Here is a 15,442-nt window from a genome sequence, read left to right on the forward strand (position 1 = left end):
AGATCCCGCCGCCAGAGACGCACAAGAATTAGAACGTAGAGGAGCAAAACATGTACAAGTCCAGCCTGGCCCTGGCCGTGGCACTGGGGGTTCTCGCCCAACAAGCAAGCGCAGCCGGTTTCATCGAGGACAGCAAGTTGTCCCTGAGCTCGCGCACCATGTACTTCAACGACGACAACCGCGAAGGCGGTGCCGACCAGAAAGAAAGTGGCCAGGGCTTCAAGCTCGACTACCTGTCTGGCTTTACCGAAGGCACCGTAGGTTTTGGCGTTGATGTTCAAGCGCTGTGGGGCATTCACCTGGATGGTGGCCGTGGTAGCCGTCCAGATGCCAACAACACGTTCTTCCCAAGTGACTCCGACGGTTCGGCCGTCCACAATTGGGCCCGCATCGGTGGTAACGCCAAGGCGCGCTTCTCGAAGACCGAGGCCCACTTCGGTAGCGCCCTGGCGCCGAACCTGCCGATCCTGGTCTCCAACGACGGTCGTCTGCTGCCGCAGACCTTCGAAGGTGGCACCATCACCTCGAAGGAAATCGACAACCTGACCATCAATGCCGGTCAGCTGACCCACGCCATGGGTCGTGCTTCGAGCAACCGTACCGGCCTGTCGGTGGCTGGCGCCTCGGCTGACAGCAACAAGTTCCGCTTCGGTGGCGTGGACTGGAAAGTCACTCCAGACCTGACCCTGCAGTACTACTACTCGAACCTCGAAGACTTCTACAAACAGCACTTCCTGGGTGCGACCCACGTCTTCAAGATCTCCGACGACTCGTCGTTCAAGACCGACCTGCGCTACTTTGACAGCAGCAGCGACGGCAAGAACGGCGACGGCGGCGGCTACAACTTCAACAACAACGGTGGTTACGCCAAGAACACCGGCGAGGTCGACAACAAGACCTGGTCTGCCATGTTCACCTATACCCTGGGTGGCCATGCGTTGATGGTCGGCCATCAGCAAGTCAGCGATGACGGCGGTTTCGTCTGGCTGAACCAAGGCAACGTCGAAGATGGCAACGGCAACCTGGAAGGCGCTGGCGGTGCCAGCTTCTACCTGTTCACCGATAGCATGATCAACCAGTTCGCACGTGCGGGTACCAACACCACCTTCGGTCAGTACAGCTATGACTTCGCCCGTGTCGGCGTACCTGGCCTGAAAGCGTCGGTCGCTTACCTGCGTGGTACCGACATCCGTAACGCTTCCGGCAACGGTACCTACCATGAGTGGGAACGCGATGCGCGGATCGACTACGTGATCCAGGAAGGTACCCTCAAGGGCCTGGGCGCCAGCCTGCGTCACGGCGTCTACCGTGGCGAGGGCGAAGCACCGGTCGACAAGGACCAGACCCGCTTCATCGTCAACTACACTTACAGCTTCATGTAAGTCGTAGCTGCATACAAAAGCCTCGCCTAGTGCGAGGCTTTTTTGTGATCGCGATTTTGTATGACATTTGGTTATAAAAAAATCGATATTTATTCTTTTTGTTTTGCATCGGATGCAGGCACATTGAACCCATAACGCAGACACAGGAGCCCCACCATGAGCCTCAAACTCGGCGACATCGCCCCCGACTTCGAACAGGATTCCAGCGCAGGCAAGATCCGTTTCCACGAATGGCTGGGCGACAGCTGGGGCGTACTGTTCTCCCACCCGGCCGACTTCACCCCGGTGTGCACCACCGAACTGGGCCTGACCGCCAAGCTCAAGGAAGACTTCGCCCAGCGCGGCGTCAAGGCCATCGCCCTGTCGGTGGACCCGGTCGAGTCGCATACCCGCTGGATCGATGACATCAACGAGACCCAGAACACCGTGGTCAACTTCCCGATCATCGCCGACGCCGACCGCAAGGTTTCCGACCTGTACGACCTGATCCACCCCAATGCCAGCGACACCCTGACCGTACGTTCGCTGTTCGTCATCGACCCGAACAAGAAGGTGCGCCTGACGATCACCTACCCGGCCAGCACCGGGCGCAACTTCAACGAGATCCTGCGGGTGATCGACTCGTTGCAACTGACCGACAACCACAAGGTCGCCACGCCGGCCAACTGGCAGGATGGCGACGAGGTGGTGATCGTGCCGTCGTTGAAGGACGAGGACGAGATCAAGCAGCGCTTCCCGAAAGGCTACCGGGCGGTGAAACCCTATCTGCGGCTGACTCCGCAACCCAATCGTTGAGAATCCTTCGTTGCATTGCTCTTAGCCATAGCAGGGATCTTCGGGCCGTTTCGACGGCCCTTTTTTATGGGCGCAATCTTGTGGGTGAATCGGAGCGATGGTTCTTGGGGCCGCTCTGCGGCCCCACATGCATTGCCCCAATTTGTCGGACATTTCCGATCCTGAAACGAATTGCTTCAGTTCATCGTAATTAGCGAACTATCCTACGTGCCTGCCGGAAACCGCCGCATTGTTGGTGCAATGCCCCGGGGATAATTTCACCGGGTCGTCATATTTGGCGACCGGGGGTGAGATCCCGGAGCTACAAGCGGCCTTTCCTGTTATGGCAGCCGTGTTCGGGCAGACTTCGGTCTGACCGGGTTTCTTGTGCCCCGGATCTCACCCCGTACACGGCTGCCACCCTTCGTCTTGTGAGATTGACGATGGTGGTGACTTCCTGAAATCGCACAAGAGTCTCTGCCATGAAGAAGATCGTCCCCGATCCACCGCACTCTCCTGATTTTCCCGCCGACAACCACCTCCGCCCATATCAGGAGCAAGGCGATGACCGATAGCCCCTGGAAGACGGCAGGTGTCCAGACCTGCCTGGATACGTATCGCATCCAGCCCGGCATTCCATTCCAAACGGCCTTCAGCGAACTCTCCGTATTGCTCGGCTGCATCCGTCATCTGGCCTGTGAAGCGGAAATGGAGGGCGACCTGATCGCTGGCAGCGCCACCCGGATCCTCAGCGCCATGGCCAAGGCGTTGATCGATGACATGGAGATCGGGATGAACCGGGAACGGTGATTCGACTCAGGGGGCGCTCTGCGGCCCCAAATGGCAAAACAAAAAATGGAATAAACAAATGAAAAAATATGATTTCTAGATATATATGGCGAGCTGTTAATGTCACCTCATCCAGCGGGGCCCACAAACCCCGCGGCCATGTAACAGAATTCAAGGACGCGTCTTCCATGCTGGTCGTTTCTCTCGGCGGTAGCCCCAGTACCCGTTCACGCTCCGGCGTGCTTCTCGATCGTTCACGCCAATGGCTGCAGGACCGTGGTGTCGAGGTGGTGACCTTCCAGGTGCGTGAGTTCGCCGCCGAGGACCTGCTGCATGCGCGCTTCGACAGCCCGCAGGTACGGCACTTCAACGCGCTGGTCGCCCAGGCCGACGGCCTGGTGGTCGCCACCCCGGTGTACAAGGCCTCCTTCGCCGGAGCCTTGAAAACCCTGCTCGACCTGCTGCCCGAGCGCGCCCTGGAGCACAAGGTGGTACTGCCGATCGCCACCGGTGGCAGCATCGCCCACATGCTGGCGGTGGATTACGCGCTCAAGCCGGTGCTGTCGGCGCTCAAGGCCCAGGAGACGCTGCAGGGCATCTTCGCCGACGACAGCCAGGTCGCCTACGGCGAGCACGGCCAGCCGGCGCGGCTGAGCGAAGCCCTGGAAGAGCGCCTGCAGGATTCGCTGGAACTGTTTCACAGCGCCTTGGCCCGACGGCCCAAGCCCGTGGCTCCTGGCGTGCTCAACGAACGCCTGCTCAGTGCCCGCTGGAGCATCTGAGCTGGTAATACCGCTTCACCGTTTTCCCCACCTTACTCGCCCGCCAACGGGCAAGCAGGTGCAACCCGAACCCCATCGCACAGGAGAGCGCCATGCGCACAGTCTTCTTGCGTCGAGGTCTGGTCGCCCTGTTTGCGGCGGCTGTGTCCTTCGGCGCCATCACCCAGGCACAGGCCGAGAGCTTGCGCATCGGCTACCAGAAATACGGCACCCTGGTGCTGCTCAAGGCCAAGGGCACGCTGGAGAAGCGCCTGGCAGAGCAGGGCGTGCAGGTGCAATGGACCGAGTTCCCCGGCGGCCCGCAGTTGCTCGAAGGGCTGAACGTCGGCTCCATCGACTTCGGCGTCACCGGCGAGACGCCGCCGGTGTTCGCCCAGGCCGCCGGGGCCGACCTGCTCTATGTCGCCTATGAGCCGCCTGCGCCGCACAGCGAGGCGATCCTCGTGCCCAAGGGCTCGCCGATCCAGTCGGTGGCGCAGCTCAAGGGCAAGAAGGTCGCCCTCAACAAAGGCTCCAACGTCCACTACCTGCTGGTGCGCGCCCTGGAAGAGGCGGGCCTGAAGTACAGCGATATCCAACCGGTCTACCTGCCACCGGCCGATGCCCGCGCCGCCTTCGAGCGCGGCAGCGTCGACGCCTGGGTGATCTGGGACCCGTACCAGGCCGCCGCCGAGCAGCAACTGCAGGCGCGCACCCTGCGTGACGGCAAAGACCTGGTCGACAACCACCAGTTCTACTTGGCCACCCGCCAGTACGCGACCACCCATCCGGGCGTGATCGCCACCCTGGTCGACGAGGTGCGTGCCGTGGGCGAGTGGTCCCAGGCCAACCCGCAGCAGGTCACCGACCAGGTGGCGCCGCTGCTCGGCCTGCCCGCCGACATCACCCTCACATCGGTCAAGCGCCAGGGCTACGGTGCGGCGCCACTTACCCCAGAGGTGGTGGCGGCCCAGCAGAAGATCGCCGACACCTTCCAGGCCCTGAAGCTGATTCCCAAGCCCTTGAGCATCAAGGACGTGATCTGGACACCGCCAGCCAAGGTCGCCACCGCGCCTTGACGATTCGCCTGTACCGGGGCACCGCCCCGGTTCGCACCCTTCGAGGAGACAACTCCAATGAGCCTTAACATTTTCTGGTTCCTTCCCACCCATGGCGACGGCAAGTACCTGGGAACCAACGAGGGCGCCCGCGCCGTCGACCACGGCTACCTGCAGCAGATCGCCCAGGCCGCCGATCGCCTGGGCTTCGGCGGGGTGCTGATCCCCACCGGCCGTTCCTGCGAGGACTCCTGGCTGGTGGCGGCATCGCTGATCCCGGTGACCCAGCGCCTGAAGTTCCTGGTGGCCCTGCGCCCAGGCATCATTTCGCCGACCGTGGCGGCGCGCCAGGCGGCGACCCTCGATCGCCTGTCCAATGGCCGCGCGCTGTTCAACCTGGTGACCGGTGGCGACCCGGACGAGTTGGCCGGCGACGGCCTGCACCTGAACCACCAGGAGCGCTACGAGGCGTCGGTGGAGTTCACCCGCATCTGGCGCAAGGTGCTCGAAGGCGAAGTGGTCGACTACGACGGCAAGCACATCCAGGTCAAGGGCGCCAAGCTGCTCTACCCGCCGATCCAGCAACCGCGTCCGCCGCTGTACTTCGGTGGCTCGTCGGACGCCGCGCAGGACCTGGCTGCCGAGCAGGTCGAGCTGTACCTGACCTGGGGCGAGCCACCGGCCGCGGTGGCCGAGAAGATCGCCCAGGTGCGGGAGAAGGCCGCCGCGCAAGGCCGCCAGGTGCGCTTTGGCATCCGCCTGCACGTGATCGTGCGCGAAACCAACGAAGAAGCCTGGGCTGCCGCCGAAAAACTCATCTCGCACCTGGACGACGATACCATCGCCCGTGCCCAGGCCTCGCTGGCGCGCTTCGACTCCGTGGGCCAGCAGCGCATGGCTGCCCTGCACAACGGCAAGCGTGACCAGCTGGAAGTGAGCCCCAACCTGTGGGCCGGTGTCGGCCTGGTGCGCGGCGGTGCCGGCACGGCCCTGGTCGGCGATGGCCCGACCGTGGCGGCGCGGGTCAAGGAGTATGCCGAGCTTGGCATCGACACCTTCATCTTCTCGGGGTATCCACACCTGGAGGAGTCGTACCGGGTCGCCGAGTTGCTGTTCCCGCACCTGGACGTCCAGCGCCCGGAAATCGCCAAGAGCGGCGGCTACGTGAGCCCGTTCGGCGAGATGGTGGCCAACGACATCCTGCCCAAGTCCGTGGCACAGAGCTGAGGGCCGGGCCATGAGTCGTACAACCTCCACCACCTGGCCGCAGCGCCTGGCGCCCTGGGCCTTGCCGCTGGCGCTGCTGGCGGTGTGGCAACTGGCGGTCGCCAGTGGCTGGCTGTCGACCCGCATCCTGCCGGCACCGAGCGCGGTGTTCGGCGCCGGCGTCGAGCTGGTACGCAGCGGGGAGATCTGGAGCCACCTGGCCATCAGCGGCTGGCGGGCGGCCCTGGGCTTCCTGATCGGCGGCAGCATCGGCCTGGTGCTGGGCTTCATCACTGGGCTCTCGAAGTGGGGCGAACGCCTGCTCGACAGCTCGGTGCAGATGATCCGCAACGTGCCGCACCTGGCGCTGATTCCGCTGGTGATCCTGTGGTTCGGCATCGACGAGTCGGCGAAGATCTTCCTGGTGGCGCTGGGGACGCTATTCCCCATCTACCTCAACACCTACCACGGCATCCGCAACGTCGACCCGGCGCTGGTGGAGATGGCGCGCAGCTATGGCCTGTCGGGCTTCGCCCTGTTCCGCCAGGTGATCCTGCCGGGCGCGCTGCCGTCGATCCTGGTGGGCGTGCGCTTCGCCCTGGGCTTCATGTGGTTGACCCTGATCGTCGCCGAAACGATCTCGGCCAACGCCGGCATCGGCTACCTGGCGATGAATGCCCGTGAATTCCTGCAAACCGACGTGGTGGTGCTGGCCATCGTCCTGTACGCCGTGCTCGGCAAGCTCGCCGACCTGGCCGCCCGCGGCCTGGAGCGTGTCTGGCTGCGCTGGCACCCCGCCTACCAGGCGGTGAAGAAGGAGGGCGCATGACCGTGCTCAACGAACAACCGCCGAGCCTGTTGCGCGGTATCCCCCTGGCGGCCAAGGACCTGCGCAAGACCTTTGGCCAGCGCGAAGTGCTGCGGGGCATCGACCTGCACATTCCGGCCGGCCAGTTCGTCGCCATCGTCGGCCGCAGTGGCTGTGGCAAGAGCACCTTGCTGCGCCTGCTGGCCGGGCTCGACCAGCCCAGCGGCGGTGAGTTGCTGGCCGGGGCCGCGCCCTTGGCCGAGGCCCGCGACGACACCCGCCTGATGTTCCAGGACGCACGCCTGCTGCCCTGGAAGAAGGTGATCGACAACGTTGGCCTGGGGTTGTCCGGCAACTGGCGCCCCCAGGCCCTGGAAGCCCTGGAGGCGGTCGGCCTGGCCGAGCGCGCCAACGAGTGGCCGGCGGCGCTGTCCGGTGGCCAGAAACAACGTGTCGCCCTGGCCCGGGCGCTGATCCACCAGCCGCGCCTGCTGCTGCTGGACGAGCCGCTCGGCGCCCTGGATGCCCTGACCCGTATCGAGATGCAGCAACTGATCGAGCGCCTCTGGCGCCAGCACGGCTTCACCGTGCTGCTGGTCACCCACGACGTCAACGAAGCCGTCGCTGTGGCCGACCGGGTGATCCTGATCGAGGACGGCGCCGTCGGCCTGGACCTGGTCGTCGACCTGCCAAGGCCCAGGGCGCGTGGCTCGCACCGCCTGGCAGCGCTGGAGAGCGAAGTCCTCAACCGAGTCCTGTCCGTCCCGGGTACGCCGCCCGAGCCGGAACCTGTAGCCCCTCTGCCCACGCAACTGCGTTGGGCGCACTGAACCCCAGAAGCCATAGAGAAGGAATCAAAGCCATGACCATCAAAGCGATCAACGTGCGTAACCAGTTCAAAGGCACCGTGAAGGAAATCCTCGAAGGCCCGGTGCTGTCGGAAATCGACGTGCAGACTGCATCCGGTATCGTCACCTCGGTGATCACCACCCGCTCCGTGCGTGAGCTGGAGCTGCAGGTGGGCAGCGAGGTGATCGCCTTCGTCAAATCGACCGAGGTGTCCATCGCCAAGTTGTGATGAGTGGGGCTGCTTCGCAGCCCTTTCCAAGCGGTCCGGCGCCCCGGCAAGGCCGTTCCTGCAGGCACAGCGCTGTCTGCAATCCAGCGCCATATCTGTGGGAGTGGCCTTGTGTCAGGAGGAACGCTTGGCCAGGAACGGCGGCAGATACAGCCCCAGGTATGCCTCGAACACCCGCTTGCCTTCCTCGGCCATGCGCGGCGTGATCTGTTCATGCAATTGCACCGACCGGGCATAGACCCGGTCGCTCAACTCCATGGCCAGCGCGAACACATCCACATCCTTCGGCATCGCCGGCAACTGGAAGTGCTGGTCGAACAGCTTGTGCATCAGCTCGCCCAGCTCCATGTCGTGCTGGCGGTCGGCCTGGACCACTTCGCTCAGGCCATGCTGGGCGAGAATCAATTGGCGCGCCGCGGTGTCCTGGTTGTAGATCTCCAGCATGCGCTGCTCGATCAGCCGCGACAGGTCGTGCCAGGTGTCCAGCGTGGCCGGGTCGATCGGCGCGCGCAGGGCTTCGCGGAAGGCCCGGTGCACATCGGCGGTCAGGGCCTCCAGCAGGGCCGGGACGCTGGCGAAGAAGTGGTACACCGACGACGGCGGGATCTGCGCCCGCTCGGCCACGCTGTAGATCGACAGGCCTGCCACGCCCTCGTGGGCCAGCAGCTCGCGCGCTGCGGCGAGGATCGCGTCGATCCTCGCCTGGCTGCTGGCGCGTGGCTTGCGCGGGCCGGTGCTGCGGCTCATCAGTTGCTGATCGCCAGGATGCTGGCCTGGTAGGCACCGACGAATAGGTCGAAGTCGCCGACCTCCTGCTGCTCCAGGCGTGCCTGCTCGGCCAGGGACTGCCGGGCGAGGGTGTCGAACGCCTGCTGGCGTTCGGCTGGCAGCGGCTGCTCGCGGAACGTCTCGGCGTGGGCCTGGCTCTGGCGCAGGGCGAAGCGTACGAAGCTTTCTTCGCGCTCGGTCATGCGTGCCAGCACCTGGGCCGAGGGCGTGAGGGCCGGGTCGTCGATCTTGGCCCGCTGGGCGGCCAGGGCCTTGGCATGCCCGTCGCCGCCCTGGGCGCGGTCGAGCAGCTCGGCCAGCGGCGCGATGCGGGTGATCAGCTCGCCGGCCCAATCCTTCAGGCTGATCGGCTGGCCGTCACGGCGTAGCTCCAGCCCCGGGCGTCGGCCTTCCTTGACCACGGTGAGGAAGTTGCTGGTGCACTGGCCACATTCGCCGTTGTCCAGCAACGGGCTTTCATCCAGGGCACAGAACAGCAGGAACGCATCGAGGAAGCGTGCCTGGGACAGGTCGATGCCCACCGGCAGGAACGGGTTTATGTCCAGGCAGCGCACCTCGACGTACTGCACGCCGCGGGCCATCAGGGCCTGGATAGGCCGCTCGCCGGTGTAGGTGACGCGCTTGGGACGGATGTTCGAGTAGTACTCGTTCTCGATCTGCAGGATGTTGGTGTTCAACTGCACCCACTCGCCATCCTTGTGCGTGCCGATCGCCACATAAGGCGGATAGGGCGTGCCCACGGCCTTGCGCAGGCTGTCGGTGTAGCTGGCCAGGTTGTTGTAGCAGGGCGTCAGGCCCGCCTGGGCGTTGCTCTGGTAGCCCAGGTCGCTCATACGCAGGCTGGTGGCGTAGGGCAGGTACAGGGTCTCGGCATCGAACTGCTCGAGCTGGTGCGGGCGGCCGCGCAGGAAGCCGGCATCCAGCGCCGGCGAGGCGCCGAACAGGTACATCAGCAGCCAGCTGTAGCGGCGGAAATTGCGGATCAGCGCGATGTAGGCCGCCGACTGGAAGTCGCGGTCGTTTTCATCGCTGCCTTCGGCCTGGCGCAGCAGCGGCCACAGGGCTTCGGGCAGGGAAAAGTTGTAGTGGATGCCGGCGATGCACTGCATGGTGCGGCCGTAGCGCAGGGCCAGGCCCTTGCGGTACACGTGCTTGAGCTTGCCGATGTTGGAGGTGCCGTACTCGGCGATCGGGATGTCATCCTCGGCCGGCAGCGCACAGGGCATCGACGGGCTCCACAGGTACTCGTCGCCGAGCCTGGAGTAGACGAAGCGGTGGATTTCCTCGAGGTTCTCGAGGACCTGGGCCGGGTCGGCCAGGGCTGGGGTGATGAACTCCAGCAACGACTCGGAGTAGTCCGTGGTGATCTGCTCGTTGGTCAGAGCCGAACCCAGGGCCTCCGGGTGCGGGGTCTGGGCCAGGCGACCTTCGTCGGTCACGCGCAGGCATTCGCGCTCAATACCGTGCAGGCACTGCTTGAGCAGGGGGAGATTGGCGCCGAGCAGGCTCAGGCGGCGGTTGAGGAGTTCGCTCAAGATGGATTCCTTCACGCGTCAGTCGCCCCAATATGGGGGTAGCATTGACGGTCTACAAGGGTAGGGACAAAGGAACTGGCGTTGTCGCCTGGTTTACGCGGATCCGGCAGTGCCAGCGCACTGCCGAAAATACCGCAGATGCCCCGTCGGGAGCTAGAGAACCGCGAAGGTTCCTTGGGCCTTGGCGACGAGTTTGTCGCCCTGGCGTACGTCGGCGTCGACCACCAGGGTGCGGCGCCCGGCATGCAGCACGTGGGCGACGCACAGTACCTCGCCGTCGCTGACGGCGCGCAGGTAGTTGATCTTGCATTCGATCGTCACGCTCTGCTGGTCGAAGCCATGGCTGGCCGAGCAGGCCAGGCCCATGGCGATGTCCACCAGGCTGAAGATCGCCCCGCCATGCAGCTTGTGGGCGCGGTTGCGCAGCTGTGGCGTGAGCGCCAGGGCGACCTCGGCGACGCCTTCGTCCAGGCGTTGCAGGCGGCAGCCCAGGAGCTGGCTGAAGGCGCTTTCGACGTATTCGGCAGGAACGTCCATCACTTCTTCTTCAACTGCTTGGCGTTGGCGAACAGGGCGGCCATGGCATTGTTGACCGGCGCCGCGGTTTCACGCTGGCGGGGTGCCTGCTGTTGGCGGCTGCCCGCATTGCCGCGTCCACCGCCACGGTTGCCTTCGACCTTCTCGCCCGGGGTGTCGCTCATGCGCATGGACAGGCCGATGCGCTTGCGCGGGATGTCCACTTCCATGACCTTGACCTTGACCACGTCGCCGGCCTTGACCGCTTCGCGCGGGTCCTTGACGAACTTCTCCGACAGCGCCGAGATGTGCACCAGGCCGTCCTGGTGCACGCCGATGTCGACGAAGGCACCGAAGTTGGTGACGTTGGTCACCACGCCTTCGAGGATCATGCCCGGCTCCAGGTCCTTGAGGTCCTCGACACCGTCCTGGAAGGCGGCGGTCTTGAACTCGGGGCGCGGGTCGCGGCCGGGCTTGTCCAGTTCCTGGAGGATGTCGGTCACGGTCGGCAGGCCGAAGGTCTCGTCGGTGAAGGTCTTCGGGTCGAGGCGCTTGAGGAAGCTGCTGTCGCCGATCAGCGAGCGGATGTCGCGGCCGGTGTCGGCGGCGATGCGCTGTACCAGCGGGTAGGCCTCCGGGTGCACCGCCGAGGCGTCGAGCGGGTTGTCGCCATTCATCACGCGCAGGAAGCCTGCGGCCTGCTCGAAGGTCTTCTCGCCGAGGCGGCTGACCTTTTTCAGCGCCGCGCGGGTGGCGAACGGGCCATTGGCGTCGCGGTGGGCGACGATGTTCTGGGCCAGGGTGGCGTTGAGGCCGGAGATGCGCGTCAGCAACGCCACCGAGGCGGTGTTGACGTCCACGCCGACGGCGTTCACGCAGTCCTCGACCACCGCATCCAGGCCACGGGCCAGTTTCACTTGGGAAACGTCGTGCTGGTACTGGCCGACGCCGATGGATTTCGGGTCGATTTTCACCAATTCGGCCAGCGGGTCCTGCAGGCGTCGGGCGATCGACACGGCGCCGCGCAGGGACACGTCCAGCCCAGGGAATTCGCGGGCGGCCAGTTCCGAGGCCGAGTACACCGAGGCGCCGGCCTCGGAGACCATGATCTTGGTCAGCTTCATGGCCGGGTACTTCTTGATCAGCTCGCCGGCCAGCTTGTCGGTCTCGCGGCTGGCGGTGCCGTTGCCGATGGCGATCAGTTCCACCGAGTGCTTGGCGCACAGGGCGGCGAGCACGGCAAGGGTGCGGTCCCAGTCGTTCTTCGGAGCGTGCGGGTAGACGGTGGCGGTTTCCAGCAGCTTGCCGGTGCCGTCGACCACGGCCACCTTGCAGCCGGTACGCAGGCCCGGATCCAGGCCCAGGGTGGCACGCGGGCCGGCCGGCGCGGCCAGCAGCAGGTCGTGCAGGTTGTGGGCGAAGACGTTGATCGCCTCGCCTTCGGCGTTGTCGCGCAGCTCGCCGAACAGGTCGGTTTCCAAGTGGGTGTAGAGCTTGACCTTCCAGGTCCAGCGCACCACCTCGGCCAGCCATTTGTCGGCAGGGCGGTTGCGGTTGGCCAGGCCGAAGTGCTCGGCGATCATCACCTCGCACGGGTGCAGGGTGCCCGGCAGTTCCTCGCCGACCTTCAGCGACGCGCTCAGCACGCCCTCGTTGCGGCCACGGAAGATCGCCAGGGCACGGTGCGAAGGCACGCTACGCAGCAGTTCGTCATGGGCGAAGTAGTCGCGGAACTTGGCGCCTTCCTCTTCCTTGCCGGCCACCACGCGGGCGCTGAGCACCGCCTCCTGCTTGAGGAAACCGCGCAGCTTGTCGAGCAGCGCGGCGTCTTCGGCGAAGCGCTCCATGAGGATGTACTTGGCGCCTTCCAGGGCGGCCTTGATGTCGGCCACGCCTTTTTCGGCATCGATGAAACGCCCCGCTTCGGTTTCCGGGGTCAGCTGCGGGTCGCCGCACAGCCCGTCGGCCAGGTCGCCGAGGCCCGCCTCCAGGGCGATCTGGCCCTTGGTGCGGCGCTTTTGCTTGTAGGGCAGGTAGAGGTCTTCGAGGCGGGTCTTGGTGTCGGCCAGCTTGATCTCGCGGGCCAGCTCCGGGGTCAGCTTGCCCTGTTCCTCGATGCTGGCCAGGATGCTCGCACGGCGCTCGTCCAGCTCGCGCAGGTAGCGCAGGCGCTCCTCGAGGTGACGCAGTTGGGTATCGTCCAGGCTGCCGGTCACTTCCTTACGGTAACGGGCGATGAAGGGCACCGTCGAGCCTTCGTCCAACAGGGCCACGGCCGCCTCGACCTGCTGTGGGCGAACGCCCAGTTCCTCGGCGATACGGCTGTTGATGCTGTCCATGAGAACCACCTGACAAATTGTGAATGCTGGAGGCCGCAAGGGGGCATTCGGGCCCGGCGGCGCTGGGTGAAAGCGGCGCATTATACCCATCGTGCCGGGCTTGCGGTGATAGCGCCGGGCCAGCGCAGGCCCGGCGGGAACTGGCGCCAGGGGAAAAATCTGCTAACAATGCACACGGCACGCGTTGCAATGGCTACGCCATAATGCGCGGCGACATCAAAGGAGTTATTCATGACCAGCACCGCAAACACCGCTGAAGGCGACAAGATTCTCATCGTCGACGACGATCCGGGGCTGAGCAGCCTGCTGGAGCGTTTCTTCACCAGCAAGGGCTATCGCGCCCGTGCGGTGCCCAATACCGAACAGATGGACCGCCTGCTGGCCCGCGAGGTCTTCAACCTGGTGGTGCTCGACCTCATGCTGCCGGGCGAGGATGGCCTGGCGGCGTGCAAGCGCCTGCGTGCGGCGAACAACCAGATCCCGATCATCATGCTCACCGCCAAGGGCGACGAGCTCAGCCGCATCAAGGGCCTGGAGCTGGGCGCCGACGACTACCTGGGCAAGCCGTTCAACCCCGACGAGCTGATGGCGCGGGTCAAGGCCGTATTGCGCCGCCAGGCGCCCAGCGTACCGGGTGCGCCCGGCAGCGAGGACGAGACCGTCACCTTCGGCGACTACGAGCTCTCGCTGGCCACCCGCGAGCTCAAGCGCGGCAACGAGGTGCACATGCTGACCACCGGTGAGTTCGCCGTGCTCAAGGCCCTGGTGATGCATGCCCGCGAGCCGCTGACCCGCGACAAACTGATGAACCTGGCCCGGGGCCGCGAATGGGATGCCCTGGAGCGTTCCATCGACGTGCAGATCTCGCGCCTGCGCCGCATGATCGAGCCCGACCCGTCCAAGCCGCGCTACATCCAGACCGTCTGGGGCGTGGGCTATGTCTTCGTGCCGGACGGAAACGCCGGAAAATGAGCCTGCTGGCATGCCTCGACGCGGCAGGGCGATCCAAACGGGTCGCCCTGTTTTCGTCTGTGGCGTGCCGGCAACCCCCGCGAGCCCTGCTCGTGCCGCATTGCAGTAGTTGTCCTCGATGAAAACGCCCCTGTGGTTCCCGCAAAGCTTCTTCGCCCGCACCCTGTGGCTGGTGCTGATCGTCGTCCTGTTCTCCAAGGCGCTGACGCTGGTGTACCTGCTGATGAACGAGGACGTGCTGGTCGACCGCCAGTACAGCCATGGCGTGGCCCTCACGCTACGTGCCTACTGGGCGGCCGACGAGGAGAACCGCGACAAGATCGCCGAGGCCGCAGGCCTGATCCGGGTGACCGGTGCCGGTGTGCCCGAGGGTGAACAGCACTGGCCCTACAGCGAGATCTACCAGCGCCAGATGCAGGCCGAGCTGGGCGAAGACACCGAGGTGCGCCTGCGTATCCATGCACCGCCAGCCCTGTGGGTCAATGCGCCGAGCCTGGGGCCGGGCTGGCTGAAGGTACCGCTGTACCCGCACCCCTTGCGTGGGCAGAAGATCTGGAACGTGCTGGGCTGGTTCCTGGCCATCGGCCTGTTGTCCACGGCGTCGGCCTGGATCTTCGTGCGCCAGCTCAACCAGCCGCTCAAGCGCCTGGTGTTCGCCGCGCGCCAGCTGGGCCAGGGGCGCAGCGTGCGCTTACCGATCAGCGATACGCCGAGCGAAATGACCGAGGTGTACCGCGCTTTCAACCAGATGGCCGAGGACGTCGAGCAGGCCGGGCGCGAGCGCGAGCTGATGCTGGCGGGGGTGTCCCATGACCTGCGCACGCCGCTGACCCGCCTGCGCCTGTCACTGTCGCTGATGGCCAACGACAGCGAGCTGACCGACGACATGGTGCGTGACATCGAGGACATGGACGCCATCCTCGACCAGTTCCTTGCGTTCATCCGCGACGGGCGCGACGAGCCGCTGGAGGAAGTCGACCTGGACGAGCTGGTGCGCGAGGTGGTGGCGCCGTACAACCAGCCGGAGGAGCGTGTGCGCCTGTGCCTGGAACCGATCCCGCCGTTTCCGCTGCGCCGGGTCTCGCTCAAGCGCATGCTCGGCAACCTGATCGGCAATGCCCTGCATCACGGTGGCAAGGGCGTCGAGGTGGCCGCCTATGTGTCTGGCGACCAGAGTGCGCCCTACGTGGTGCTCAGCGTGCTGGACCGGGGCACTGGTATCGATGAGTCGGAGCTGGAGACCATCTTCAACCCCTTCATCCGTGGCGACCGGGCCCGGGGAGGCAAGGGCACCGGGCTGGGGCTGGCGATCGTCAAGCGCATCGCTGCCCAGCATGGCGGCAATGTCGAGCTGCGCAACCGCTCCGGTGGCGGCGTCGAGGCCCGGGTACGCCTGCCGCTGGGGTTGATGCTGCCGCGTAACGCGGTCTGATTC

General features: G+C 65.3%; 15 protein-coding genes. 11 read left to right on the plus strand and 4 right to left on the minus strand.

Going from position 1 to position 15,442, the window contains the following annotated elements; translation table 11 throughout:
- Positions 1 to 50: 50 nt before the first annotated feature.
- From ABFA30_RS05585 to ABFA30_RS05625, 9 genes are all read left to right on the plus strand, one after another.
- The gene (locus ABFA30_RS05585; RefSeq protein ID WP_225786654.1) at positions 51 to 1,382 is read left to right on the plus strand and encodes an OprD family porin; all 1,332 of its coding nucleotides are present in this window, start codon (positions 51 to 53) and stop codon (positions 1,380 to 1,382) included.
- Between the two features lie 156 nt (positions 1,383 to 1,538).
- Positions 1,539 to 2,177 carry a peroxiredoxin gene (locus ABFA30_RS05590; protein WP_225786653.1) on the plus strand — a complete coding sequence of 213 codons (639 nt, stop codon included), beginning with the start codon at positions 1,539 to 1,541 and terminating at the stop codon, positions 2,175 to 2,177.
- A gap of 543 nt (positions 2,178 to 2,720) precedes the next feature.
- Positions 2,721 to 2,966 (plus strand): DUF3077 domain-containing protein, encoded by a 246-nt coding sequence (locus tag ABFA30_RS05595; RefSeq protein WP_253080296.1) that lies wholly within the window; start codon positions 2,721 to 2,723, stop codon positions 2,964 to 2,966.
- Positions 2,967 to 3,133: 167 nt separating this feature from the next.
- Positions 3,134 to 3,727, plus strand: coding sequence for an NADPH-dependent FMN reductase (gene ssuE, locus ABFA30_RS05600; protein WP_225786651.1), 594 nt, complete (start codon positions 3,134 to 3,136; stop codon positions 3,725 to 3,727).
- A gap of 92 nt (positions 3,728 to 3,819) precedes the next feature.
- Positions 3,820 to 4,785 carry a sulfonate ABC transporter substrate-binding protein gene (locus ABFA30_RS05605; RefSeq protein WP_253080295.1) on the plus strand — a complete coding sequence of 322 codons (966 nt, stop codon included), beginning with the start codon at positions 3,820 to 3,822 and terminating at the stop codon, positions 4,783 to 4,785.
- Positions 4,786 to 4,842: 57 nt separating this feature from the next.
- Positions 4,843 to 5,991, plus strand: coding sequence for an FMNH2-dependent alkanesulfonate monooxygenase (gene ssuD / locus ABFA30_RS05610; RefSeq protein ID WP_253080294.1), 1,149 nt, complete (start codon positions 4,843 to 4,845; stop codon positions 5,989 to 5,991).
- A 10-nt stretch (positions 5,992 to 6,001) separates the two neighbouring features.
- Positions 6,002 to 6,799, plus strand: a complete 798-nt coding sequence (gene ssuC / locus ABFA30_RS05615) for an aliphatic sulfonate ABC transporter permease SsuC (protein ID WP_253090677.1) — start codon at positions 6,002 to 6,004, stop codon at positions 6,797 to 6,799.
- Positions 6,796 to 7,608, plus strand: coding sequence for an aliphatic sulfonates ABC transporter ATP-binding protein (gene ssuB / locus ABFA30_RS05620; protein ID WP_410045207.1), 813 nt, complete (start codon positions 6,796 to 6,798; stop codon positions 7,606 to 7,608). The genes ssuC and ssuB overlap by 4 nt, the downstream gene beginning before the upstream one ends.
- 32 nt (positions 7,609 to 7,640) lie before the next feature.
- Positions 7,641 to 7,856 (plus strand): molybdopterin-binding protein, encoded by a 216-nt coding sequence (locus ABFA30_RS05625; protein WP_003255829.1) that lies wholly within the window; start codon positions 7,641 to 7,643, stop codon positions 7,854 to 7,856.
- A gap of 114 nt (positions 7,857 to 7,970) precedes the next feature.
- Here ABFA30_RS05625 and ABFA30_RS05630 read toward each other — a convergent pair whose 3' ends face one another.
- The 4 genes from ABFA30_RS05630 to ABFA30_RS05645 all read right to left on the minus strand — a co-directional run bounded on the left by ABFA30_RS05630 (position 7,971) and on the right by ABFA30_RS05645 (position 13,035).
- Positions 7,971 to 8,603 (minus strand): TetR/AcrR family transcriptional regulator, encoded by a 633-nt coding sequence (locus ABFA30_RS05630; protein ID WP_368815491.1) that lies wholly within the window; start codon positions 8,601 to 8,603, stop codon positions 7,971 to 7,973.
- Positions 8,603 to 10,180, minus strand: a complete 1,578-nt coding sequence (gshA, locus tag ABFA30_RS05635) for a glutamate--cysteine ligase (RefSeq protein ID WP_368815490.1) — start codon at positions 10,178 to 10,180, stop codon at positions 8,603 to 8,605. Before gshA ends, ABFA30_RS05630 begins: the two co-directional genes overlap by 1 nt.
- 153 nt (positions 10,181 to 10,333) lie before the next feature.
- Positions 10,334 to 10,717 carry a PaaI family thioesterase gene (locus tag ABFA30_RS05640; RefSeq protein WP_410045208.1) on the minus strand — a complete coding sequence of 128 codons (384 nt, stop codon included), beginning with the start codon at positions 10,715 to 10,717 and terminating at the stop codon, positions 10,334 to 10,336.
- Complete coding sequence (locus tag ABFA30_RS05645; RefSeq protein WP_410045209.1) at positions 10,717 to 13,035, minus strand: Tex family protein; 2,319 nt, start codon at positions 13,033 to 13,035, stop codon at positions 10,717 to 10,719. The genes ABFA30_RS05640 and ABFA30_RS05645 overlap by 1 nt, the downstream gene beginning before the upstream one ends.
- Positions 13,036 to 13,266: 231 nt before the next feature.
- Here ABFA30_RS05645 and ompR point away from each other — a divergent pair, with 231 nt between their 5' ends.
- Complete coding sequence (gene ompR / locus ABFA30_RS05650; protein ID WP_225786641.1) at positions 13,267 to 14,007, plus strand: two-component system response regulator OmpR; 741 nt, start codon at positions 13,267 to 13,269, stop codon at positions 14,005 to 14,007.
- Between the two features lie 118 nt (positions 14,008 to 14,125).
- Positions 14,126 to 15,439, plus strand: coding sequence for an ATP-binding protein (locus ABFA30_RS05655; protein WP_225786640.1), 1,314 nt, complete (start codon positions 14,126 to 14,128; stop codon positions 15,437 to 15,439).
- Positions 15,440 to 15,442: the final 3 nt, after the last annotated feature.

It is taken from the genome of Pseudomonas sp. HLMP (genome assembly GCF_046365545.1).
GTDB classification, from domain to species: Bacteria; Pseudomonadota; Gammaproteobacteria; order Pseudomonadales; family Pseudomonadaceae; genus Aquipseudomonas; species Aquipseudomonas guariconensis_B.

What these genes read in the sequence shown, in the direction of transcription:
- ssuD (WP_253080294.1), top strand. Translation starts at nt 4,843, where the DNA reads ATGAGCCTTAACATTTTCTGGTTCCTTCCCACCCATGGCGACGGCAAG.
- ABFA30_RS05585 (WP_225786654.1), top strand. Translation starts at nt 51, where the DNA reads ATGTACAAGTCCAGCCTGGCCCTGGCCGTGGCACTGGGGGTTCTCGCC.
- ssuB (WP_410045207.1), top strand. Translation starts at nt 6,796, where the DNA reads ATGACCGTGCTCAACGAACAACCGCCGAGCCTGTTGCGCGGTATCCCC.
- ABFA30_RS05630 (WP_368815491.1), bottom strand. Translation starts at nt 8,603, where the DNA reads ATGAGCCGCAGCACCGGCCCGCGCAAGCCACGCGCCAGCAGCCAGGCG.
- ABFA30_RS05605 (WP_253080295.1), top strand. Translation starts at nt 3,820, where the DNA reads ATGCGCACAGTCTTCTTGCGTCGAGGTCTGGTCGCCCTGTTTGCGGCG.
- ABFA30_RS05595 (WP_253080296.1), top strand. Translation starts at nt 2,721, where the DNA reads ATGACCGATAGCCCCTGGAAGACGGCAGGTGTCCAGACCTGCCTGGAT.
- ABFA30_RS05655 (WP_225786640.1), top strand. Translation starts at nt 14,126, where the DNA reads ATGAAAACGCCCCTGTGGTTCCCGCAAAGCTTCTTCGCCCGCACCCTG.
- ompR (WP_225786641.1), top strand. Translation starts at nt 13,267, where the DNA reads ATGACCAGCACCGCAAACACCGCTGAAGGCGACAAGATTCTCATCGTC.
- ABFA30_RS05645 (WP_410045209.1), bottom strand. Translation starts at nt 13,035, where the DNA reads ATGGACAGCATCAACAGCCGTATCGCCGAGGAACTGGGCGTTCGCCCA.
- ssuC (WP_253090677.1), top strand. Translation starts at nt 6,002, where the DNA reads ATGAGTCGTACAACCTCCACCACCTGGCCGCAGCGCCTGGCGCCCTGG.
- ABFA30_RS05640 (WP_410045208.1), bottom strand. Translation starts at nt 10,717, where the DNA reads ATGGACGTTCCTGCCGAATACGTCGAAAGCGCCTTCAGCCAGCTCCTG.
- ABFA30_RS05625 (WP_003255829.1), top strand. Translation starts at nt 7,641, where the DNA reads ATGACCATCAAAGCGATCAACGTGCGTAACCAGTTCAAAGGCACCGTG.
- ABFA30_RS05590 (WP_225786653.1), top strand. Translation starts at nt 1,539, where the DNA reads ATGAGCCTCAAACTCGGCGACATCGCCCCCGACTTCGAACAGGATTCC.
- ssuE (WP_225786651.1), top strand. Translation starts at nt 3,134, where the DNA reads ATGCTGGTCGTTTCTCTCGGCGGTAGCCCCAGTACCCGTTCACGCTCC.